Here is a 21,605-nt window from a genome sequence, read left to right as displayed (position 1 = left end):
GTCAGAGGTCGAAAGTGAGCAACTTTATGACTTTATGACCTTACAACTTTAGACATAAAAAATAAATAAAATGAAATTAGCAGAAATATCCATAAAACGTCCTTCGCTGGTAATTGTATTGTTTACAATTCTGACTCTTGGTGGACTGTTCAGTTACAGCAATTTGGGTTATGAATTGATCCCGAAATTTGAGACAAACGTAATCACCATTGCCACGACTTATCCTGGTGCTTCGCCGAGTGAGGTGGAAAACACAGTGACCAAAAAAATTGAAGATGCGATTGCTTCCTTAGAAAATATTAAAAAAATAGACTCGAAATCTTACGAAAGTTTGTCCACCGTTTCTATCACATTGACTTCGACAGCCGATGTAAATATTTCGATGAACGATGCGCAAAGAAAAATTAACGCCATCATCAGCGACTTGCCAGATGACGCCGAAACGCCTTCATTAACAAAATTCTCCTTGAGCGATTTGCCAATTATGACGATTGGTGCCAACGGAAAAATGGACGAAGCAGCTTTTTACGACTTGATTGATAAAAAATTGACTCCGGTACTTTCTCGTGTGGAAGGTGTTGCCCAAGTGAACATCATTGGTGGTAACGAAAGAGAGATTCAGGTCAATCTTGATGCAGTAAAAATGCAAGGTTACAACCTTTCGATTCCAGAAGTACAACAAAATATTTTGTCTTCAAATTTAGATTTCCCTACCGGAAATATCCAAACTCGTGAACAAAAAATCTTGATTCGTTTGGCAGGAAAATACAAAGATGTAAATGAATTAAGAAACTTAATTGTAGCAAACAGAAACGGAATCCAAGTTCGTCTGGGTGATATTGCCGATGTTCAAGATACTCAGAAAATCACAGAGAAAGTAGCGCGTGTTGACCAAAAAAGCGCAATTATTTTACAAGTAATTAAACAATCTGACGCCAACGCCGTTGCGGTAAGTGAAGAAGTTGTTAAGACGATAAAAAAGCTTGAAGGCGATTATGAAGCCAACGGTTTGCAACTTGAAATCGCAAAAGACAGTACGATTTTCACGTTAGAAGCTGCAGATTCTGTGGTACACGATTTGCTGATTGCCGTTGTTTTGGTGGCTTTTGTAATGTTGTTTTTCTTGCATAGTATTAGAAATGCACTTATTGTAATGGTTTCGATTCCAGCGTCATTGATTGCCACATTTATCGGAATTTATTTATTAGGATATACGTTAAACTTGATGAGTTTATTAGGTTTATCATTGGTTGTAGGTATTCTTGTGGATGACGCGATTGTGGTTCTTGAAAACATTTACAGGCACATGGAAATGGGTAAAAACCGAGTTCGTGCCGCTTACGATGGAACCGCAGAAATTGGCGGAACTGTAGTTTCGATTACCTTGGTAATTGTGGTTGTATTTTTACCAATTGCTTTAAGTACCGGTTTGGTTTCCAACATTATCACGCAATTTTGCGTTACTGTAATCATCTCAACATTGCTTTCATTAGTCGCTTCATTTACCATTATTCCTTGGTTATCCTCTCGATTTGGAAAATTAGAGCACATTGAAGGAAAAAATATCTTCGGAAGAATCATCCTTGGTTTTGAAAGCTATTTGACACGTTTCATTAACTGGGTTTCTAATTTATTGACTTGGTGTTTAGATCATTATATCAAAACAATTGCAGTAGTTTTAGTTATCTTTTTCGGATCAACATTCGGATTAGTGGGCGGTGGTTTCATAGGTTTTGAATTCTTCGCAGCATCTGATAGTGGGGAATTTTTAGTTCAAATCGAAATGCCGAAAGATGCTTCGTTAGAACAAACCAACTTTATGACGCAAAAAGCAGAAGAATTCTTGAAGAAAGAAGCTTTTGTTCATAGCCAAATTACAACGGTTGGTCAAACGAGTGAAGGTCTTGGCGCACAACAAGCCACGGCTTACAAGTCTGAAATCAACGTAAAAATGGTTGAATTAGACAAACGTGATGAACCAGCGAATGTTTATGCTGCAAAAACCAAAAGAAAACTTGAAAAATTATTGGTCGGAGCAAAAATCAAAACGGTTCCCGTTGGTATTTTAGGAACTGCTGAAGATGCAACTTTAGGCCTTATCGTCACAGGTCCAAATGTGGAAAGCGCTATGAAATTTGCGGTCGCGGCCGAAAAAGAACTACGCACCATTCCTGGAGCTACAGAAATTGAATTATCTGTAGAAGATGGAAACCCAGAAGTAAACGTAAAAGTGGACAGAGATAAAATGGCTTCGTTAGGATTGAGCTTGCAAACTGTCGGGATGACAATGCAAACGGCCTTCAGCGGAAACACTGATGGAAGATTCAGAGCCGGAGAATACGAATACGACATCAATATTAAATACAACGCTTTTGATAGAAAAAGTATCACTGACGTAAGCAATTTGATTTTCATCAATGACGCCGGACAACAAATTAAGTTGAACCAATTTGCAACAGTAACCGAAGGTTCTGGACCAAGTGAATTGGAAAGAAGAGATAAATCAGCGTCTGTAACTGTAAAAGGTCAAAATGTGGGTGTCGCTTCTGGAACAATTGTAACTAAATGGCAAGAAAAAATTGATAAGTTAGAAAAACCAACTGGTGTAAATTACATTTGGGGTGGCGATCAAGAAAACCAAAGCGAAGGTTTTGGAACATTGGGAGTTGCCTTATTAGCCGCAATCATCTTGGTTTATTTGGTAATGGTTTCGTTATATGACAGTTTTATTCACCCGTTTGTAGTATTGTTTGCGATTCCGCTTTCATTCATCGGAGCTTTGCTTGCACTGGCTTTGACAAACAACACTTTGAATATTTTCACCATTCTTGGGGTAATTATGTTGATCGGTCTGGTTTGTAAAAACGCAATTATGCTTGTCGATTACACGAATCAAAGACGTGCTGCCGGAGAAAATGTGAGAACCGCATTAATCCAAGCAAATCACGCAAGGTTACGTCCAATTTTGATGACAACAATTGCGATGGTTTTTGGTATGTTTCCAATCGCATTAGCTTCTGGAGCTGGAGCCGAATGGAAAAACGGATTGGCTTGGGTAATTATCGGTGGATTAATTTCCTCATTATTCTTGACATTAATCGTAGTTCCGGTAATTTATGAAATCATGGAGAAAATCGTAACCAAATTCTCTAAAGGCGAAAAAACTGATTATGAAGCAGAAATGGTTGCCGATTACGAGCACAAAGAATTAAGCGAAGACGGTTTTAACCCAAAACACAATTAAGCATAAATCAAAATAACCCTTTGATTGAAACTTCCCGATTGATTCATTTCATTCGGGATTTTTTTTATGAGCCAAACTCCTCGCCTCTTTTTAAATGAAATTCCTGCTGGTGCCACTCGCTTCACGCCAGCTTTTTAGGCTGGCGCGGGAGCTCAAACAAAGTCACCATCAGGGCTATTTTCAAACTTTTAGGCTTCTTTTAAACTTCCCGCCAATCTTTGTCAATAATCAGTATGTATAAAAACGAGATTATTTTTTATATTGCAGTAAAATCTTATATATGAAAAAAATACTCGCACTTTGTCTTTTTACCACGCTGTTTTCTTGTTCAGAATCAAAAGAAGTTGAAACCGTTACAATAAAAAATAAATTTACCATCGAGCTTCCAGATTATCTTTCTGAAGCACGAGATTTACATCAAGACGCTTCATTGCAGTATCAAAATGCGCTGAGAGAATTTTATGTTGTGGTAATTGACGAGCCAAAACAAGAGTTTTTTGACATCGCATCAACAACTTCAGATTTTCCTGCAGATTTTAACGGATACCACGACATTTTAAAAGGCGGACTTGAAGACGAAATCGCAAAAGTAGACATCACTCCCACAAAAGATTTGCAAATTAACGGCCTGAAAGCCAAAACATTTTCATTGACCGGCGACATCGAAGGAACTCCGGTTTATTATGAAGTCGCTTATTTAGAAGGAAAAGAAAGATTTTATCAAATCGTCACTTGGACATTAGAAACCAGCAAAGACAAATATAAAGACCCAATGCAAAAAATCATCAATTCTTTTAAAGAGATCGGCGCTGACCGAAGTTCAGAAAGAAGCAAAAAATAAGGCACAAAAAAAATCCATTAGCAAAAAACTAATGGATTTTTCTTTTGAAAGACAATTACATTTAATTTCTGTTTGCAAGAGCATCTTGCTTCCAGCTTTTTACTGAAGCCACTCTGCTATCAGAATAATCAACTTCACTTAAATTATTATCTGTCCAAAAAAACCATTTTCCGGTTTTCACACCGTTATTATATTCACCAAGAGATTGTTTGTTTCCATTGACGTCATAAGCCACCCATTTTCCGTGAACTTTTCCATCTTTGTAAAAACCTTCTTGTTTTACTGCTCCATTTTCATAAAAATATGTTGCTTTCACATTATTATCTACAACTTCATATTTGTGATCTTTTTCTTGTGCAAAAACAACTCCTGAAAACATCATAATTCCTAAAAGCATTAATTTTTTCATATTCAGAGTTTTAAATTGTTTACAATTGAATAACAAATATAAAAAATACTTTACATTAAAAAAACTTTCGCTTAACAATTTCGTAACATTAAAGTAAAACTTAACATTGGAGATTTAGAAAACCCGTATTTATTGGCGTTCCGACTACATTAAAATTAATGTACCCTAAAGCCTAAATTATTAAATTATACCATTATTTTTAACATATATTTGTTTTAATTAATAATTTTAAAGGTTTAATAATTATGAGAAAAGTGTTATTTGGATTATCAGTTATTGGTATGACAGCAATGGTATCTTGCAAAAAGGAAGAAGTAAAAACAGAAGAAACTCCTGCAACTGAAGTAACTGCAACAGAGGAAACTCCAGCAACAGAAACTCCAGCAGAAACTACAACTGCAACAGTTGAAGTTCCAAAATTCAGTACACCTGAAATGCAGAAATTTGCTGATGAATATGCTGCTTACTCTACAGAAGCTATGGCTGCCGCAAAATCTGGTGACGCTGCAAAAATCACTGCACTTCAAGCTAAAGGAACAGAATGGGCTACAAAAACAACTGCTGCGATGTCAAAAATGACTCCAGAAGATGCTCAAAAATGGTCAACTTTTGCGACTGCACTTGCTCAAGAGCAAGCGAACTCAATGAAGTAATCTTTGTTTGAAGAAACATTAAAGCTGTCTGAAAAGGCAGCTTTTTTTATTTAAAATCTTGTTTTTAAATTTCAAAGTTTATAAGCCATAATTAAGTTTAATCACTAAATTTGCCATCTAAAATTTTGATCATGTATAGAAGTCATAATTGTGGAGAATTAAACGCTTCACATATTAATACCGAAGTTACTCTTGCGGGTTGGGTTCAAAAATCACGCGACAAAGGATTCATGAATTGGGTTGATTTGCGCGACCGTTATGGAATCACGCAATTGATTTTCGACGAAAGTCGCACCGACAAAGCCGTATTTGAATTAGCAAAAACCCTTGGAAGAGAATTTGTTATTCAAGTTAAAGGAACCGTAATTGAGCGTGAAGCCAAAAACAAAAACATCCTGACAGGAGAAATTGAAATTTTAGTTTCTGAATTAAATATTTTGAACGCCGCTTTGACACCTCCTTTCACAATCGAAGACGAAACAGACGGTGGCGAAGACATCAGAATGAAATACCGCTACTTGGATATCCGAAGAAATCCGGTAAAAAACAGCTTGCTTTTCCGTCATAAAGTGGCGATGGAAGTACGCAAATATCTATCTGATTTGGATTTCTGTGAAGTGGAAACGCCTTATTTAATCAAATCGACTCCGGAAGGTGCAAGGGATTTCGTTGTTCCATCAAGAATGAACGAAGGACAATTTTATGCCTTGCCTCAATCACCACAAACGTTCAAACAACTGTTGATGGTGGGTGGAATGGACAAATATTTCCAAATCGTGAAATGTTTCCGTGATGAAGATTTGAGAGCTGACAGACAACCAGAATTCACACAGATCGATTGCGAAATGGCTTTCGTGGAACAAGAAGACATCTTGAAAGTTTTTGAAGGCTTGACGCGTCATTTGCTTTCAACTATAAAAGGCATTGAAGTAGAGAAATTCCCAAGAATTACTTACGATTATGCCATGAAAACTTACGGAAACGACAAACCAGACATTCGTTTCGGGATGGAATTTGGCGAGTTGAACGAAATTGCTCAGCATAAAGAATTCCCAGTTTTCAATAGTGCCGAATTGGTTGTTGGAATCGCAGCGCCAGGTTGCGCAACTTATACAAGAAAAGAAATCGACAATTTAATTGATTGGGTAAGACGTCCTCAAGTTGGTGCTTCAGGAATGGTTTATGCCAAATATGAATTAGACGGAAGCATAAAATCTTCGGTAGATAAATTCTACGATCAAGAAGATTTAAAAAAATGGGCAGAAATTACTGGAGCAAAACCAGGCGATTTAATCTTGGTTCTTTCTGGTCCGGCCAATAAAACCAGAGCACAATTGAGCGCTTTGCGTATGGAATTGGCGACTCGTTTGGGATTGCGTAATCCAGAGGTTTTCGCACCGCTTTGGGTGGTTGATTTCCCGCTTTTGGAACAAGACGAGGAAAATGGAAGATGGCACGCAATGCACCATCCATTTACTTCTCCAAAACCAGAAGACATGGCTTTATTAGAAACCGACCCAGCAAAAGTTCGTGCAAACGCTTATGACATGGTTTTGAACGGAAATGAAATTGGTGGTGGTTCTATCAGAATTCACGACAAGGCTACACAACAATTAATGTTCAAATATTTAGGTTTCACCGAAGAAGAAGCAAAAGCACAATTCGGTTTCTTGATGGATGCGTTTCAATTTGGAGCGCCACCACACGGAGGTTTGGCTTTTGGTTTGGATCGATTGGTTGCCATTTTAGGCGGACAAGAAACGATTCGTGATTTCATCGCTTTCCCAAAAAACAATTCAGGTCGCGATGTGATGATTGACGCGCCGTCTGTTATTGATGAAAAGCAATTGGAAGAGTTACACATTAGATTGAAATAAAAAAATTTTTTATAAATCAAGCCTCGAAGAAATTCGGGGCTTTTTTTATGCCAAAAAAAGCTACATTTGGGCTTCAACCAACTTAAAACCACCAAATGAAAAAACTTTTACACTTTTTTTTACTCCTCCCCTTTTTATCATTAGCTCAAAGCAAAACTTTTACAGGAACAATTCACGAATCAGGAAACAATCAGCCCATTGAGATGGTTTCCATTGGGGTTGAAAATTTCAATGTGGGAACGGTCACAAACGAAGAAGGAAAATTTAGAATTACAGTTCCAGCAAAAGCAAAAACTTTACTTTTCAACCATTTGAATTACAAAGTTTCAACGTATGAATTAGCTTCTGGGAAATCTGAAATCGATATTCTCCTGGAGCCGGCCGGGTATGATTTAGATGAAATTGTAGTTACTAGCAAACCTGTTGACCAGATATTTTCTGATGTATTAAACACTTCTAAGAAAAGACTTGAAAAATCATTGCTTATCAACACTTATGGCCGAGAATTCATCAGCTTAAATGGCAAAATCGTAAAGTTTTCTGATGGACTTTTGGATTATTATATAAAAAGAAAAAGTGGCGCTTCTGACCTTTTTATCAAACAAAGTCGTACGTTCAAATTAAACCAAACGGAAGACAAATCTGATTTTGAATCTCGAAAAGAAGCCATTGCATTTTATGATATTACCGAGGCAATGGAAGATGCTTATGATTTTAAAGCCATAAAAACGTTAACAAACACAAAAGAATATGAGTTTGAGTTGCGCACAAAAAAAGACAATGCGGGGAATGAATTAGAAATTATCAAAATAATCCCGAAGCCTGAAGTTGAAAAGGATCTTTACATCGGTTCTATAACGTATGATGCAAAAACCAAACTGATTCTTGAAATTGATTTAAAAAAGTCTCCTGAACATCAGAAATACAGCAAATTATACAATTTTTTAATCGTAAAAATGAAAATAAACGAATTCGCAAAAAAGATAAACTTTAAACTCGACGGAGATAAATATGTGATGACGTACAGCCAAAACAGAATAAATTTTTATGTAAAAACAAAAAAGAGCTTTGATGATACGTTTGAATTTGTAAATGATTTTGTGATGATGGATTACAAAGAAGGCGAATTTGATTTTGACCGAAAACTACGTTTTAAGAAAAAAGGTCTTTTTGAAGCCGGGAATAATATTCAAAACGAATATTGGAAAACCAGTAACATAATATTGTTAACTTCAAAGGAAGAAAAAATCATCAGGTCATTTGAATAATCTTAAAGAAAACGTTTTAGTAAAACTGGTAATGTTTCAAAATGAAGCTTTGTAAAATTAAGAAATTTAGGATTAAAATGGCGTTCGATTTTGAAATAAAAAAAGCGTAAAACAGCAACTTATTCTCTTTAAAATTTGAAAATCAAAACGTTGCAGATGCTTATAAAATGGAAGCTTAAAAAGAAAATAATATTTTTTTTTCATTTTTTTAACACAAATGTGTCTTTCGTATTGTATTAAATATTACATTTGCTTATTATAAATTATTATTACAATTACAATGCGTACAGGTACAGTTAAATTTTTCAATGAGTCTAAAGGTTACGGATTCATTACAGACGAAGAAACAGGAAAAGACATTTTCGTTCATGCATCAGGAATCAGAGCGGAAGAACTTCGCGAAGGTGACAGAGTATCTTACGAAGAAGAAGNAAGGAAGAAAAGGTAAAGTAGCTGCTCAAGTTGCAGTTCTTGAAGACTAATATATAGCATACTATTTTTAGTTACCTCACAACTAGCCGCTCCAATTGGAGCGGTTTTTTTATGCCTTAATTTTAACAATAGTTATAAATTGATTAAAATTTTTAAGTTTAATTATAAGCAATTCTAAATATTTGCATTAAAAAAATAACATATTCATAAAATCAATAAAATTAATTAATTATTATTTTTATTCATTCTAAATTAAAATTAAGCACAATATAATAAGGTATTGAAAACGTTAGGGTGCGAAATCAATATTGGCTCGTATATTTGTAGATATTTTATAAAATAAACTTAATTTATGAACACAGATCAGGCTAGTTATTTTCCAATATTGATGCAGTTTTTGCTTGCTGTTGGATTTGTAGTGATGACCATCATCGGTTCTAGTTTTTTAGGGCCAAGAAGAAAATCAAAAAACAAAGACAAAAGTTTTGAGTGCGGTATAGAATCTGTCGGTAATGCGCGTATTCCTTTTTCTGTAAAATATTTTTTGGTTGCAATTCTGTTCGTATTATTCGATGTTGAAGTAATATTTATGTATCCTTGGGCCGTAAATTTCAGAGAAATGGGCTGGATGGGATTAGCAAAAATGGGAATCTTTATGTCTCTTCTTGTCGTAGGCTTTTTCTACGTAATGAAGAAAAAAGGATTGGAGTGGGAATAATAATTTGAGATTTGAGAATTTTGATTTTAAGATTTTCAAACTTTATGAATAAATGATGAAACAGATTTAAGCTTCCGATTTTTCTGAAATCTGAAATCTAAGATCTAAAATCTAGAAAAATGAGTGATTCAAAAGTAAATATAGTAAACGCTCCAGAAGGAGTTCAAGGCGAAGGCTTTTTTGCAACAAAGTTATCTGACGTTGTAGGTTTAGCGCGCGCCAATTCACTTTGGCCATTGCCTTTCGCGACATCTTGTTGCGGTATTGAATTTATGGCCACAATGGCATCCCATTATGACGTGGCACGTTTTGGTTCAGAACGTATGAGTTTTTCCCCGCGCCAAGCAGACATGCTTTTGGTTATGGGAACAATCGCAAAAAAAATGGCGCCAATTTTACGCCAAGTTTATGAACAAATGGCAGAACCAAGATGGGTTATCGCTGTGGGAGCTTGCGCTTCTTCAGGTGGAATTTTCGATACTTATTCTGTTTTGCAAGGTATTGACAAGGTAATTCCTGTGGATGTTTACGTTCCGGGTTGCCCGCCCAGACCAGAACAAATTCTTGATGGTGTGATGCGTTTGCAAGATTTAGTAAAATCTGAATCTGTGAGAAGAAGAAGTTCTCCTGAATACCAAGAATTATTAGCTTCTTATAACATTTCTTAATACGAAAAATGGCTTTAGAAACCTCTGATATACAAAATAAGCTTGTTGATAATTTCCAATTAATTGCAACAAATTTTGAACAACAGCACGATATTTTTACATTCGAAGTTGATTCTGAATCAATCATCGAAGTGATGAAATTTTTGAGAGATGACAAGACATTACGTTTCAATTTCTTAACTGACGTCTGCGGTATCCATTACCCTGATAATGAAATTGACAGGCAATTTGCCGTGGTTTACCATATGCACAATTGGATGGACAATGTTCGCATCAGAATCAAATGTTTTTTAAACGGAGAAAATCCAGAAATTGATACGGTTACAAGTTTATTCCTTGGTGCCAACTGGCAAGAAAGAGAAACGTATGATTTCTACGGAATTATTTTCAACGGCCATCCGCAGTTGAAAAGAATTTTAAATATGGATGAAATGACTTCTTTCCCAATGCGTAAAGAATTTCCTTTGGAAGACGGCGGAAGAACTGATAAAGACGACCGTTTCTTCGGAAGAACAACTGATAATTGCTAAATAAATGAAACTAATAGAAGATAACAAGCAAAAATTAATACAGCTTTGCATTAAATATAATGTGAAAGAACTTTACTTGTTTGGATCTATTTTGACAAAAAAATTTAATAAAGATAGCGACATAGATATGCTGATTCAGTTTTCGAAAATTGAATTGAAAGACTATTTTGACAACTATATGGATTTTAAAGAAAGCTTAGAAAACCTATTTAAAAGAGAAATAGACCTTGTTGAAAATCAAGCCATAAAAAATCCTGTTTTCCGAAAAATTGTTGACAGAGAAAAACAACTAATTTATGGATGAGAAGATTTTAAAATCGCTTTATGACATAAAATTGGCAATTGAAGAAATGGATAACTTCTTTTTAAAGGAAGAAAAAACATTTTCAAATTATCAAAAAAATATTTTGCTTCGCCGTGCAATTGAAAGAAATCTTGAAATCATCGGAGAAGCAACAAACAGAATCTTGAAAGGCAATCCTGATTTTGAAATAAAAAATGCCAAAAGAATTATTGGATTAAGAAACCAAATTATTCATTCTTATGACAATATTTCTGACGAAAATATTTGGAGTATCGTGATAAATCATATTCCGAGCCTAAAAAACGAAGTAGAAACAAAAATAAATAATTCCGCATTATAAATGTCAGACTTATTATTACCACCAGAATTAAGATATGCCGATATCATCAAGCAAAGGCAAAATGAAGACGGAAGCGAGCTATCGATTCTGAATCTTGGGCCAACGCACCCGGCAACGCACGGAATTTTCCAGAACATTCTTTTGATGGATGGAGAACGCATCGTGGAAGGCGAAGGAACGGTTGGTTACATTCACCGTGCTTTCGAAAAAATTGCAGAAAACAGACCTTTTTACCAAATCACGCCGTTGACAGACAGAATGAATTACTGTTCGTCGCCTATCAATAATATGGGTTGGTGGATGACTTTGGAAAAAGCATTAAATATAGAAGTTCCAAAAAGAGTCCAATATTTAAGAGTTATTGTAATGGAGTTGGCGCGTATTGCCGACCACATTATCTGTAATTCTGTACTTGGAGTGGATACTGGAGCTTTAACAGGTTTCTTATACGTTTTTCAATTCAGAGAAAAAATATATGAAATCTACGAAGAAATTTGTGGCGCTCGTTTGACTACAAATATGGGAAGAATCGGAGGTTTTGAAAGAGAATGGAGTCCTGCTGCATTCAAAAAAATCAATGATTTCTTGGAAGAATTTCCTCCAGTTTGGCAAGAATTTGAAAACTTATTGTTACGCAACAGAATCTTTATGGACAGAACGATAAACGTGGGTCCTATTTCTGCAGAACGCGCCATGAGCTACGGATTTACGGGTCCAAATTTAAGAGCTTCTGGAATTGATTATGATATTCGAGTAATGCAACCTTATAGTTCTTACGAAGATTTTGATTTTAAAATTCCAGTTGGGCAATCAGGTGATACGTATGACCGTTTCTGCGTAAGAAATGCAGAAGTTTGGGAGAGTATCAGTATTATCAAACAAGCGTTGGCAAAAATGCCGGAAGGTCCTTTCCACGCTAATGTTCCTGATTATTATTTGCCTCCAAAAGAAGATGTTTACACCACAATGGAAGCTTTGATTTACCATTTCAAAATCGTGATGGGAGAAATTCCGGTTCCGGTAACAGAAGTGTATCATCCGGTGGAAGGCGGCAACGGAGAATTAGGTTTTTACTTAATTACAGATGGTTCAAGAACACCTTTTAGATTGCATTTCAGAAGACCTTGTTTCATTTATTACCAAGCATTTAACGAAATGGTAAAAGGACAAATGCTATCCGATGCGATTGCAACATTGTCAAGCTTGAACGTAATTGCAGGAGAATTAGACGCTTAAAAGATTTCAGATTTTAGATTTCAGATTGGAAGCAACGCTAAAAATCATAAATCATAAATCATAAATCTCAAATATATTAGAAGTAAACAGAATATGGAAGTTTCGCATATCAAACAAGAAATAAACATGACAGAAGCCTTGATGGAACGCATCAACGAGCTTTTGAGCCATTATCCAGCGGACAAGAAAAAATCAGCTTTATTGCCGGTTTTACACGATGTTCAGGATGCTCACGACAATTGGTTGAGCATCGAATTAATGGATAAAGTGGCAGAAATCCTTGAAATCAAACCTATCGAAGTGTATGAAGTGGTGTCGTTTTACACGATGTTTAACAGAAGGCCAATTGGTAAATTTATGTTTGAATTCTGCCAGACGTCTTCGTGCTGTCTTCGTGGCGCTGAAAATTTAATGGATTACACTTGCGATAAGTTAGGCGTTAATTTAGGCGAACCAACTGCTGACGGACTGTTCGAAGTCAGAGGCGTGGAATGTCTTGGTGCTTGTGGTTATGCGCCAATGCTTCAATTGGGAGATTTCTACAAAGAAAATCTTACGAAAGAAAAAATTGACGAACTGATTGAGGATTGCAAAAACGGTAAAGTAAGCTTACACTAATAATAGAAATTATGTCAAAGAAAATATTATTAGACAAAATAAATGTTCCAGGGATTAAAACCTATGAAGTCTATCGTCGCGAAGGCGGTTATGCTTCTGTGGAAAAAGCCCTGAAAACAATGACTCCAGACGAAGTTGTTACTGAAGTTAAGAATTCTGGACTGAAAGGTCGTGGTGGCGCTGGTTTCCCAATGGGAATGAAATGGAGCTTCATCGACAAGAAATCTGGAAATCCGAGACACTTGGTTTGCAACGCCGATGAGTCTGAACCAGGAACTTTTAAAGACCGTTATTTGATGGAATATATTCCGCATCTTTTGATTGAAGGAATGATTACCGCAAGTTTCGCCTTGGAAGCACACCTTTCTTACATTTATATTCGTGGAGAATATATGTGGGTTTTTAAAATTCTAGAAAATGCTATCAAGGAAGCTTATGCTGCGGGATGGTTAGGAAAAAATATTTTAGGAACAGGTTATGATTTAGATTTGCACGTTCACGTTGGAGCTGGAGCTTATATCTGCGGAGAAGAAACTGCTTTAATTGAATCTTTGGAAGGAAAAAGAGGAAATCCTCGTATCAAACCGCCATTTCCAGCAATCAGTGGATTATGGGCAAATCCTACCGTTGTAAATAACGTGGAATCTATCGCTACAGTTCCTTATATCGTAAATAATTCTGGTCTTGAATACGCAAAATTCGGAACTGAAAAATCTACAGGAACTAAATTAATTTCTGCTTCGGGACATATCAAAAATCCAGGAGTTTATGAAATTGAATTAGGAATAAGTGTTTATGAATTTATCAATTCTGATGAGTATTTAGGAGGAATGTTAGACGACAGACCTTTGAAAGCATTGGTTCCAGGAGGTTCTTCTGTGCCAATTTTGCCAGCGCATTTAATTTACAAGACAGCCAACGGCGATGACCGAATGATGTCATACGAATCTTTAAGCGATGGAGGTTTTGCAACGGGTTCGATGCTTGGTTCTGGAGGATTTATCGTTTACAATGACACTTCTTGCATCGTTAGAAACACTTGGAATTTCTCAAGATTTTACCACCACGAAAGCTGTGGCCAATGTTCGCCTTGCCGTGAAGGAACAGGATGGCTTGAAAAAGTTTTGCATAGAATTGAAACCGGTCACGGCCGTGAAGAAGATATCGACTTGCTTTGGGACATCCAGAGAAAAATTGAAGGAAATACAATCTGTCCGTTAGGTGACGCGGCAGCTTGGCCAGTTGCAGCAGCAATTCGCCATTTCAGAGACGAATTTGAATACCACGTTCGTTTTCCTGAAAAGATTAAAAACAGAGACCATTATGTGGCGGAACCTTTTGAAAAGGTAAAACATTTGGTAGCGAAGCAAACAGTTTAAAATGGCAGTAAGCTATAAGCGGTAAGCTATAAGTCTTGAAACTTAGCTTACAGCCTAAAGCTTAAAGCTTAGAGCATAAAAATATGAAAGTAACAATAGACGGTCAAAGTATAGAAGTAGAACCAGGGACCACAATCCTGCAAGCTGCTCGAATGATTGGTGGGGAATCTGTACCGCCAACGATGTGCTATTACTCAAAATTGAAAGGTTCTGGCGGAAAATGCCGTGCCTGTTTGGTAGAAGTTTCTAAAGGAAGCGACGCCAACCCTACTCCGATGCCAAAGTTGATGGCTTCCTGCGTGACAGGAGTTATGGACGGTATGGAAGTGAACAGCATCAAATCAGAACGTGTTACAGAAGCAAGAAAATCGGTTACGGAATTTTTGCTGATTAATCACCCATTGGATTGCCCTGTTTGTGACCAAGCTGGAGAATGTGATTTGCAAAACTTGAGCTTCAAGCACGGAAAATCGCAAACGCGTTATATCGAAGAAAAAAGAACTTTTGAGCCAGAAAACATAGGTCCGAATATTCAATTGCATATGAATCGTTGCATTTTGTGCTACCGATGTGTGATGGTTGCTGACCAATTAACTGACAATCGCGTTCACGGAGTTATGGACAGAGGCGATCACTCGAACATTTCGACTTGTATTTCAAAAGCGATTGACAATGAATTCTCTGGAAATATGATTGATGTTTGTCCTGTTGGAGCTTTGACTGACAAGACTTTCCGTTTCAAACAGAGAGTTTGGTTTAACAAACCTTACAACGCACACAGAGAATGTACGACGCCAGGATGTTGCGGAAAAACTACGGTTTGGATGTTTGGTAACGAAATCCAAAGAGTTACAGGAAGAAAAGATGAATTTCACGAAGTGGAAGATTTCATCTGCAACGAATGCCGTTTTGACCATAAAGACACAAAAGACTGGGTTATTGAAGGTCCAAGAAAATTCGAAAAAGATTCTGTAATCAACCAAAATAATTACACTAGAAAATTAGATACGGTAGTTATTGAAACCGAAAAAGGAATCTTGAAAGGTCGTGACCAAGACAGAAAAAAAATCAGTATGCCGGCAATTCCTTTGAAAAGAGAAGAACAAGAAGCATTTAAGGAAGGTAATATTTAATCAAAATGGATAGCACTATAATTATAGAAAAAGGGATTTTCATTGTCATCATCTTTGCAATTACAATGTTGATGGCGATGTATTCTACGCTTGCAGAACGAAAAGTTGCCGCTTGGCTTCAAGACCGTGTGGGTCCGAATAGAGCTGGAAAAGGTGGAATCTTGCAACCGCTTGCCGATGGTTTGAAATTATTCTCAAAAGAAGAATTCTTGCCAGATACTCCAAATAAATTTTTATTTGTAGTTGGTCCGGCGATTTCAATGAGTGTGGCCTTGATGACAAGTGCCGTTATTCCTTGGGGTGACAAGTTGCATTTATTTGGCAGAGATATTATTTTACAAGCTACGGATATTGACGTAGCAATTTTATATGTATTCGGAGTTTTGTCTGTTGGTGTTTACGGAATTATGATTGGAGGCTGGGCTTCTAACAACAAATTTTCGTTAATGTCAGCAATGCGTGCGGCTTCGCAGATGATTTCTTATGAAGTTGCGATGGGACTTTCAATCATTGCTTTACTAATGATGACAGGAACTTTAAGCTTGCGCGAAATTTCGTTACAGCAATCAGGAATGAACTGGAATATTTTCTACCAGCCTTTAGGATTCGTAATCTTTTTAGTATGTTCTTTCGCTGAAACTAACAGAACGCCTTTTGACTTGGCAGAATGTGAGGCCGAATTAATTGGAGGTTACCACACAGAATATTCGTCAATGAGAATGGGATTTTATTTGTTCGCTGAATATGCGAGTATGTTTATCTCATCTACGATTTTAGCCGTTTTATACCTTGGTGCTTATAATTATCCAGGAATGGCTTGGGCTGTTGAAAACTGGGGCGTGAACATTGCAAACGTAATCGGGATTTTTGTGTTATTTGGCAAAATCTGTTTCTTCATTTTCTTCTTTATGTGGGTAAGATGGACGATTCCAAGATTTAGATATGATCAATTAATGCGATTGGGATGGCAAATGTTGATTCCGTTGGCGATTGCAAATATTGTGATTACTGGAGTTGTGATTTTGTTGTTTGATAGCTAGAAACTAAAAGGAATTTTGTCATTCCGACGAAGGAGGAATCTCCAGAAGAATTTAACGAACGAGGATTCCTCCTTCGTCGGAATGACAAGAATATAAATAAGATATAACAAAGGGAATTAAGCGAAGAAATTTATTTCTAAATCTTAAATCAAAAATCTTAAATCAAAAATGAGTATAGAAACTGTATCATTATCGGGAAGAAAAACGCAGGTTTCCAATAAAAAGATGACTTTTTTGGAAAGCCTTTATCTTGTTGCGATTGTGAAAGGATTGTTCATTACGATCAAGCACTTATTCACCAGAAAAGTGACGATTAAATATCCAGAACAAAAAAGAGAAATGAGTCCTGTGTATCGTGGTCAACACATGTTGATGCGTGATGACGAAGGTCGCGAACGGTGTACGGCATGCGGACTTTGTGCCTTGTCTTGCCCTGCGGAAGCCATTACCATGAAAGCCGAAGAAAGAAAACCAGACGAAAAACATTTGTACAGAGAAGAAAAATATGCTTCGATTTATGAAATCAATATGTTGCGTTGTATTTTCTGCGGATTATGTGAAGAAGCTTGCCCAAAACAGGCAATTTACTTGACGACTTCTAAAAAAATCGTTCAGGCAGATTACAACCGTGAAGAATTTATTTACGGAAAAGACAAATTGGTGATGCCACTTGAGCAAGCTTTGAATAATACTAAATTGAAAACGGCGAATTAATATGTTGACAACTGTATTTTATATTTTATCTGCATTGACTCTGGCGTCGGCGTTTTTGACCATTTTGACCAAAAACCCAATCCACAGTGCGATTTATTTGGTAATCTGTTTCTTTTCAATTGCCGGCCATTACTTGATGTTCAACGCACAATTTTTGGCGGTTGTTCACATCATCGTGTATTCTGGAGCAATTATGATTCTGCTATTATTTACCATAATGCTTATGAATCTCAACAAAGAAGACGAACGACATAAAAGTGGCCTCACGATTATTGCGGCAGTTGCTTCTTTCTGTTTGGTTTGCTTCGTATTATTGGCGGCTTTCTTGAAAACTATGCCAATTATCGAGGAATATTATGTTTCAGGCGAAGATTATCAATCCATCAAAGTTCTTGGTCAAGTTTTGCTTGACGAGAAAAATGGATTTATGGTTCCGTTCGAATTTGCTTCTGTTTTACTTTTGGTATCAATGATTGGAGCGGTTTTATTGTCTAAAAAAGAAGAAAAAATAAGCTTATAGTTATGCAAAATGTTTTACAAGAAATAGGCGTTGAAAACTATATTTATCTTTCTACAATCTTATTTTGTATCGGGATATTTGGAGTATTGTTCAGAAGAAATGCTATCGTAATGTTTATGTCGATTGAGATTATGCTGAATGCAGTAAATCTACTTTTGGTTGTTTTTTCTACGTATCACCAAGATGCTTCGGGACAAGTTTTCGTATTCTTTTCAATGGCTGTCGCTGCCGCGGAAGTTGCCGTTGGATTAGCGATTTTGGTTGGAATTTACAGAAACATCCATTCGATTGATATTGACAAATTAAAAAATTTAAAAGGATAATCCCTGATGGAGACAAGCTTACTATTAACTTTACTATTGGCCCCATTCGCAGGGTTCTTATTCAATGTATTTTTTGGAAAGAAAGTCAGCCGAAATATTTCCGGAACTATCGGAACCATTGCTGTTGCTGTTTCTTTCATCGTTTCTTTGAATTTTTTCTTCCAAATAAACAGCACGAAACAGCCGATTCTTATTGATTTATTTCAATGGATGACTTTAGGAAACTTCAATGTAAATTTCAGCTTCTTGTTAGACCAATTGTCAATTCTTTGGCTGTTGTTCGTTACCGGAATCGGAACTTTGATTCACATTTACTCAATTAGTTACATGCACGATGATGAGAATTTAAATAAGTTTTTTGCTTACTTAAATTTGTTCATCTTCTTTATGATTACATTGGTAACAGGTTCAAACTTGCTAATAATGTTCATCGGTTGGGAAGGCGTAGGACTTTGTTCTTACCTTTTGATCGGATTTTGGTACAAAAATCAAGATTATAATGACGCGGCTAAAAAAGCGTTTATCATGAACAGAATCGGAGATTTAGGTTTCTTAATCGGAATTTTCATCCTTGGATATTTATTCAATTCTGTAGATTTTGCAACAATGAAAACGGCGATTGCTACCGGAAAATCTGTAGATTTAGGCTGGTTAGGTTTTGCAACTTTATGTCTTTTCATCGGAGCTTCCGGAAAATCGGCACAAATTCCATTATATACTTGGTTGCCTGACGCGATGGCCGGACCAACTCCGGTTTCTGCATTGATTCACGCGGCAACGATGGTAACTGCTGGTATTTTTATGATCACAAGATTAAATTTCTTGTTTGATTTGACGCCAGATGTTCAAATGATTATTGCTGTAATCGGAGCTGTAACTTCGTTAGTTGCTGCATTTATTGCTTTGGTACAAAACGATATCAAAAAAGTTTTGGCTTATTCTACGGTTTCACAATTAGGCTTGATGTTCTTGGCCTTAGGTTTAGGAGCTTATGAAATTGCTGTTTTTCACGTAATCACGCACGCGTTCTTTAAAGCTTGTCTTTTCTTAGGCTCAGGTTCTGTAATTCACGCACTGCACGGAGAACAAGACATGCGCAAAATGGGCGGTTTGAGAAAATATATGAAAGTGACTTATATCACTTTTTTGATTGCAACTTTAGCAATTTCAGGTATTCCAATATTTGCAGGTTTCTTCTCTAAGGATGAAATTTTGATGGTGGCTTTCCATGAAAATAAAGCGCTTTGGATTATTGCTTCGTTAGCATCAATTATGACCGCTTTTTATATGTTCCGTTTGTTATATTTGACTTTCTTCAAAGAATTTAGAGGAACGGAAGAACAAAAACACCACTTGCACGAGTCTCCAAGTTTGATCACTTTTCCACTGATTATTTTGGCAATTCTTTCAACTGTTGGAGGTTTTATCAGCTTCCCGGGTCATAGCTGGTTGAACGGTTATTTGAAACCAATTTTTATCGGAGCAAGAGAAGAACATCATTTAGACGGAACGACTTATATGTTAATGGGAATTGCAGTTATCGGAGCCTTAATCGGAATTGGTATTGCGTATTCAAATTATATCAAAAAATCGCAAGTGCCAAACGAAGACAGCGAAATCACTGGCTTTTCAAAAGTTTTATATAATAAATTTTATGTAGATGAAATTTATACGGCGGTAATCGTGAAGCCAATTTATGCAATTGCAAGCTTCTCGAAAAACTTTATTGAAACGGCCTTGTCTGGATTTGTTTTCGGATTAGGAAAAGTAACAAATATGGTTGGAAATCAAGGAAAAGCAATTCAAAACGGAAGCGTTGGTTTATACCTTTTTGTCTTTGTAATTGCATCAGCTTCTTTCATCGCCTATTTATTTTTAGAACACTATCTTTAGACTATAATCATCACTAATGGACGTATCTTTATTATTAATTATTTTATTAGTTGGAGCAATTGCCACTTTTTTATCTGGAGATAAATGGGCTTCAAAAACAGCTTTGGCATTCAGCTTAGTTGCTTTCGCCGCTTCGATTTTACTTTTAAATTTATATAATTCTGGACAAAATACCGGAATCATTTTGCCTTGGGTAAAATCACCAAACATTTATATCGCATTAAATCTTGACGGTCTTTCAATGGCATTGGTTTTATTGACAACTGCATTAACGCCATTAATCATATTTTCTTCCTTTGGAAATAAATACGCAAAATCTAAAAATTTCTATGCACTAATATTGTTCATGGTTTTTGCCATGGTTGGAACTTTCTTGAGCGCCGACGGGTTTTTATATTATATTTTCTGGGAACTTTCCTTAATTCCTATTTATTTCATTGCATTAATTTGGGGTGGTGGAAACATACAAAGCAGAAGAAAAGCAGTAGTAAAATTCTTTATTTACACTTTTGCAGGTTCGTTATTTATGCTTGTGAGTTTTATCTATTTATATTTGAGAGCGGGAAGTTTCTTGCTTGCAGATTTAGTACAAGCTGACCTTTCTCCAAGAGAACAATTTTGGATATTCTTAGGTTTCTTCTTGGCGTACGCAATTAAAATTCCTTTGATCCCTTTTCATACTTGGCAAGCAAAAGTGTACCAAAAAGCGCCAGCCGTTGGAACGATGCTTTTATCTGGAATTATGCTTAAAATGGCACTTTATAGCATCATCAGATGGCAATTGCCAATTGCGCCAGTTGCAGGAAAAGAATTTATGTTTTATTTCATCGGATTGAGCGTGGCCGGAGTAATCTATGGTTCAATCGTGGCCTTGAAGCAAAAAGATCTTAAAAAATTATTGGCTTATTCTTCATTAGCGCACGTTGGTTTAATCGCTGCAGGAATTTATACTTTGACATTAGATGGTCTTCGTGGGGCAGTTTTACAGATGATCGCTCACGGTTTTGGAGTAGTTGGATTGTTCTTCGCTGCTGAAATAATTACAAGAAGATATAATACCACGAAAATTTCAGAAATGGGTGGTATCAGAATTCAGACACCAAAGTTTACTTCGATGTTCTTAATTTTGGTATTAGCTTCTGTAGCTTTGCCAGGAACTTTCAACTTTATCGGAGAATTTGAATTGCTTTATAGTTTGGCACAAAGAAATATTTGGGTTGCCGCTTTAGCCGGAACAACAATTATTTTAGGCGCTTTCTATATGTTGAGAATGTTCCAAAAAGTAATGCTTGGAGACAAAAACGAAAAGATTTTTGCTGATGTAAATTTCAACGAAGGTTTTACAATGGTCATAATTATTGCGGTTTTATTGTTTTTTGGATTGTATCCAAAACCAATCGTTGATTTGATCACGCCAAGCTTAGAGCAGATTTTAGCAGTTATAAACAGAATTTAATTTAGTCAG

At 36.3% G+C, this 21,605-nt stretch carries 21 protein-coding genes and 1 pseudogene; 21 read left to right on the top strand and 1 reads right to left on the bottom strand.

The window, feature by feature from the left end; genetic code table 11:
• Positions 1-70 precede the first annotated feature (70 nt).
• A complete protein-coding gene (locus ACFPVY_RS10930; RefSeq protein ID WP_379792047.1) occupies positions 71-3,244 on the top strand; it encodes an efflux RND transporter permease subunit in 3,174 nt (1,057 codons plus the stop codon).
• A gap of 280 nt (positions 3,245-3,524) precedes the next feature.
• A complete protein-coding gene (locus tag ACFPVY_RS10925) occupies positions 3,525-4,085 on the top strand; it encodes a hypothetical protein (RefSeq protein WP_379792046.1) in 561 nt (186 codons plus the stop codon).
• Positions 4,086-4,146: 61 nt separating this feature from the next.
• Here ACFPVY_RS10925 and ACFPVY_RS10920 read toward each other — a convergent pair whose 3' ends face one another.
• Complete coding sequence (locus ACFPVY_RS10920; protein ID WP_379792045.1) at positions 4,147-4,494, bottom strand: toxin-antitoxin system YwqK family antitoxin; 348 nt, start codon at positions 4,492-4,494, stop codon at positions 4,147-4,149.
• Positions 4,495-4,739: 245 nt separating this feature from the next.
• On the opposite strand from ACFPVY_RS10920, the gene ACFPVY_RS10915 reads away from it, so the two are divergent.
• From ACFPVY_RS10915 to ACFPVY_RS10825, 19 genes and pseudogenes are all read left to right on the top strand, one after another.
• A complete protein-coding gene (locus tag ACFPVY_RS10915) occupies positions 4,740-5,147 on the top strand; it encodes a hypothetical protein (protein ID WP_379792044.1) in 408 nt (135 codons plus the stop codon).
• A gap of 131 nt (positions 5,148-5,278) precedes the next feature.
• Positions 5,279-7,024, top strand: a complete 1,746-nt coding sequence (gene aspS / locus ACFPVY_RS10910) for an aspartate--tRNA ligase (RefSeq protein WP_379792043.1) — start codon at positions 5,279-5,281, stop codon at positions 7,022-7,024.
• A gap of 95 nt (positions 7,025-7,119) precedes the next feature.
• Positions 7,120-8,292: a carboxypeptidase-like regulatory domain-containing protein gene (locus tag ACFPVY_RS10905; protein WP_379792041.1), complete on the top strand. Its 1,173-nt coding sequence runs from the start codon at positions 7,120-7,122 to the stop codon at positions 8,290-8,292.
• Positions 8,293-8,572: 280 nt separating this feature from the next.
• Positions 8,573-8,774: pseudogene (locus ACFPVY_RS10900) on the top strand (cold-shock protein).
• Positions 8,775-9,076: 302 nt separating this feature from the next.
• Positions 9,077-9,442 carry an NADH-quinone oxidoreductase subunit A gene (locus ACFPVY_RS10895; RefSeq protein ID WP_379792040.1) on the top strand — a complete coding sequence of 122 codons (366 nt, stop codon included), beginning with the start codon at positions 9,077-9,079 and terminating at the stop codon, positions 9,440-9,442.
• A 119-nt stretch (positions 9,443-9,561) separates the two neighbouring features.
• Entirely contained in the window at positions 9,562-10,110 is a 549-nt protein-coding gene (locus tag ACFPVY_RS10890; RefSeq protein ID WP_379792039.1) for an NADH-quinone oxidoreductase subunit B, read from the top strand.
• A gap of 8 nt (positions 10,111-10,118) precedes the next feature.
• Positions 10,119-10,640 carry an NADH-quinone oxidoreductase subunit C gene (locus ACFPVY_RS10885; RefSeq protein WP_379792038.1) on the top strand — a complete coding sequence of 174 codons (522 nt, stop codon included), beginning with the start codon at positions 10,119-10,121 and terminating at the stop codon, positions 10,638-10,640.
• A gap of 4 nt (positions 10,641-10,644) precedes the next feature.
• On the top strand, positions 10,645-10,944 hold the full coding sequence (locus tag ACFPVY_RS10880; RefSeq protein WP_379792037.1) for a nucleotidyltransferase family protein: 300 nt from the start codon (positions 10,645-10,647) through the stop codon (positions 10,942-10,944).
• Positions 10,937-11,284 carry a HepT-like ribonuclease domain-containing protein gene (locus ACFPVY_RS10875; protein ID WP_379792036.1) on the top strand — a complete coding sequence of 116 codons (348 nt, stop codon included), beginning with the start codon at positions 10,937-10,939 and terminating at the stop codon, positions 11,282-11,284. Before ACFPVY_RS10880 ends, ACFPVY_RS10875 begins: the two co-directional genes overlap by 8 nt.
• A complete protein-coding gene (locus ACFPVY_RS10870) occupies positions 11,285-12,520 on the top strand; it encodes an NADH-quinone oxidoreductase subunit D (protein WP_379792035.1) in 1,236 nt (411 codons plus the stop codon). It begins immediately after the preceding gene.
• A 93-nt stretch (positions 12,521-12,613) separates the two neighbouring features.
• Positions 12,614-13,138 (top strand): complex I 24 kDa subunit family protein, encoded by a 525-nt coding sequence (locus tag ACFPVY_RS10865; protein ID WP_379792034.1) that lies wholly within the window; start codon positions 12,614-12,616, stop codon positions 13,136-13,138.
• 11 nt (positions 13,139-13,149) lie between these two features.
• Positions 13,150-14,517: an NADH-quinone oxidoreductase subunit NuoF gene (gene nuoF, locus ACFPVY_RS10860; protein ID WP_379792033.1), complete on the top strand. Its 1,368-nt coding sequence runs from the start codon at positions 13,150-13,152 to the stop codon at positions 14,515-14,517.
• 83 nt (positions 14,518-14,600) lie between these two features.
• Complete coding sequence (locus ACFPVY_RS10855) at positions 14,601-15,650, top strand: NADH-quinone oxidoreductase subunit G (RefSeq protein ID WP_296142996.1); 1,050 nt, start codon at positions 14,601-14,603, stop codon at positions 15,648-15,650.
• Positions 15,651-15,655: 5 nt separating this feature from the next.
• On the top strand, positions 15,656-16,690 hold the full coding sequence (gene nuoH / locus ACFPVY_RS10850; RefSeq protein ID WP_379792031.1) for an NADH-quinone oxidoreductase subunit NuoH: 1,035 nt from the start codon (positions 15,656-15,658) through the stop codon (positions 16,688-16,690).
• A gap of 168 nt (positions 16,691-16,858) precedes the next feature.
• On the top strand, positions 16,859-17,404 hold the full coding sequence (locus ACFPVY_RS10845) for a NuoI/complex I 23 kDa subunit family protein (protein WP_379792030.1): 546 nt from the start codon (positions 16,859-16,861) through the stop codon (positions 17,402-17,404).
• A 1-nt stretch (position 17,405) separates the two neighbouring features.
• Complete coding sequence (locus ACFPVY_RS10840; RefSeq protein WP_379792028.1) at positions 17,406-17,924, top strand: NADH-quinone oxidoreductase subunit J family protein; 519 nt, start codon at positions 17,406-17,408, stop codon at positions 17,922-17,924.
• Positions 17,925-17,926: 2 nt separating this feature from the next.
• Positions 17,927-18,247, top strand: coding sequence for an NADH-quinone oxidoreductase subunit NuoK (gene nuoK, locus ACFPVY_RS10835; RefSeq protein WP_379792027.1), 321 nt, complete (start codon positions 17,927-17,929; stop codon positions 18,245-18,247).
• Positions 18,248-18,253: 6 nt separating this feature from the next.
• Positions 18,254-20,140 (top strand): NADH-quinone oxidoreductase subunit L, encoded by a 1,887-nt coding sequence (nuoL, locus tag ACFPVY_RS10830; protein ID WP_379792026.1) that lies wholly within the window; start codon positions 18,254-18,256, stop codon positions 20,138-20,140.
• Between the two features lie 16 nt (positions 20,141-20,156).
• Entirely contained in the window at positions 20,157-21,596 is a 1,440-nt protein-coding gene (locus tag ACFPVY_RS10825; protein WP_379792025.1) for a complex I subunit 4 family protein, read from the top strand.
• Positions 21,597-21,605 lie beyond the last annotated feature (9 nt).

Source organism: Flavobacterium qiangtangense (assembly GCF_042658345.1).
Classification (GTDB): domain Bacteria; phylum Bacteroidota; class Bacteroidia; order Flavobacteriales; family Flavobacteriaceae; genus Flavobacterium; species Flavobacterium qiangtangense.
The sequence above is the reverse complement of the archived record's forward strand: the minus strand, read 5'-3'. Positions and strand labels throughout refer to the sequence as shown.

Excerpts from the sequence above, each read along its gene's own strand:
- ACFPVY_RS10930 (WP_379792047.1), top strand. The coding sequence starts at position 71 with ATGAAATTAGCAGAAATATCCATAAAACGTCCTTCGCTGGTAATTGTA.
- ACFPVY_RS10925 (WP_379792046.1), top strand. The coding sequence starts at position 3,525 with ATGAAAAAAATACTCGCACTTTGTCTTTTTACCACGCTGTTTTCTTGT.
- ACFPVY_RS10920 (WP_379792045.1), bottom strand. The coding sequence starts at position 4,494 with ATGAAAAAATTAATGCTTTTAGGAATTATGATGTTTTCAGGAGTTGTT.
- ACFPVY_RS10915 (WP_379792044.1), top strand. The coding sequence starts at position 4,740 with ATGAGAAAAGTGTTATTTGGATTATCAGTTATTGGTATGACAGCAATG.
- aspS (WP_379792043.1), top strand. The coding sequence starts at position 5,279 with ATGTATAGAAGTCATAATTGTGGAGAATTAAACGCTTCACATATTAAT.
- ACFPVY_RS10905 (WP_379792041.1), top strand. The coding sequence starts at position 7,120 with ATGAAAAAACTTTTACACTTTTTTTTACTCCTCCCCTTTTTATCATTA.
- ACFPVY_RS10895 (WP_379792040.1), top strand. The coding sequence starts at position 9,077 with ATGAACACAGATCAGGCTAGTTATTTTCCAATATTGATGCAGTTTTTG.
- ACFPVY_RS10890 (WP_379792039.1), top strand. The coding sequence starts at position 9,562 with ATGAGTGATTCAAAAGTAAATATAGTAAACGCTCCAGAAGGAGTTCAA.
- ACFPVY_RS10885 (WP_379792038.1), top strand. The coding sequence starts at position 10,119 with ATGGCTTTAGAAACCTCTGATATACAAAATAAGCTTGTTGATAATTTC.
- ACFPVY_RS10880 (WP_379792037.1), top strand. The coding sequence starts at position 10,645 with ATGAAACTAATAGAAGATAACAAGCAAAAATTAATACAGCTTTGCATT.
- ACFPVY_RS10875 (WP_379792036.1), top strand. The coding sequence starts at position 10,937 with ATGGATGAGAAGATTTTAAAATCGCTTTATGACATAAAATTGGCAATT.
- ACFPVY_RS10870 (WP_379792035.1), top strand. The coding sequence starts at position 11,285 with ATGTCAGACTTATTATTACCACCAGAATTAAGATATGCCGATATCATC.
- ACFPVY_RS10865 (WP_379792034.1), top strand. The coding sequence starts at position 12,614 with ATGGAAGTTTCGCATATCAAACAAGAAATAAACATGACAGAAGCCTTG.
- nuoF (WP_379792033.1), top strand. The coding sequence starts at position 13,150 with ATGTCAAAGAAAATATTATTAGACAAAATAAATGTTCCAGGGATTAAA.
- ACFPVY_RS10855 (WP_296142996.1), top strand. The coding sequence starts at position 14,601 with ATGAAAGTAACAATAGACGGTCAAAGTATAGAAGTAGAACCAGGGACC.
- nuoH (WP_379792031.1), top strand. The coding sequence starts at position 15,656 with ATGGATAGCACTATAATTATAGAAAAAGGGATTTTCATTGTCATCATC.
- ACFPVY_RS10845 (WP_379792030.1), top strand. The coding sequence starts at position 16,859 with ATGAGTATAGAAACTGTATCATTATCGGGAAGAAAAACGCAGGTTTCC.
- ACFPVY_RS10840 (WP_379792028.1), top strand. The coding sequence starts at position 17,406 with ATGTTGACAACTGTATTTTATATTTTATCTGCATTGACTCTGGCGTCG.
- nuoK (WP_379792027.1), top strand. The coding sequence starts at position 17,927 with ATGCAAAATGTTTTACAAGAAATAGGCGTTGAAAACTATATTTATCTT.
- nuoL (WP_379792026.1), top strand. The coding sequence starts at position 18,254 with ATGGAGACAAGCTTACTATTAACTTTACTATTGGCCCCATTCGCAGGG.
- ACFPVY_RS10825 (WP_379792025.1), top strand. The coding sequence starts at position 20,157 with ATGGACGTATCTTTATTATTAATTATTTTATTAGTTGGAGCAATTGCC.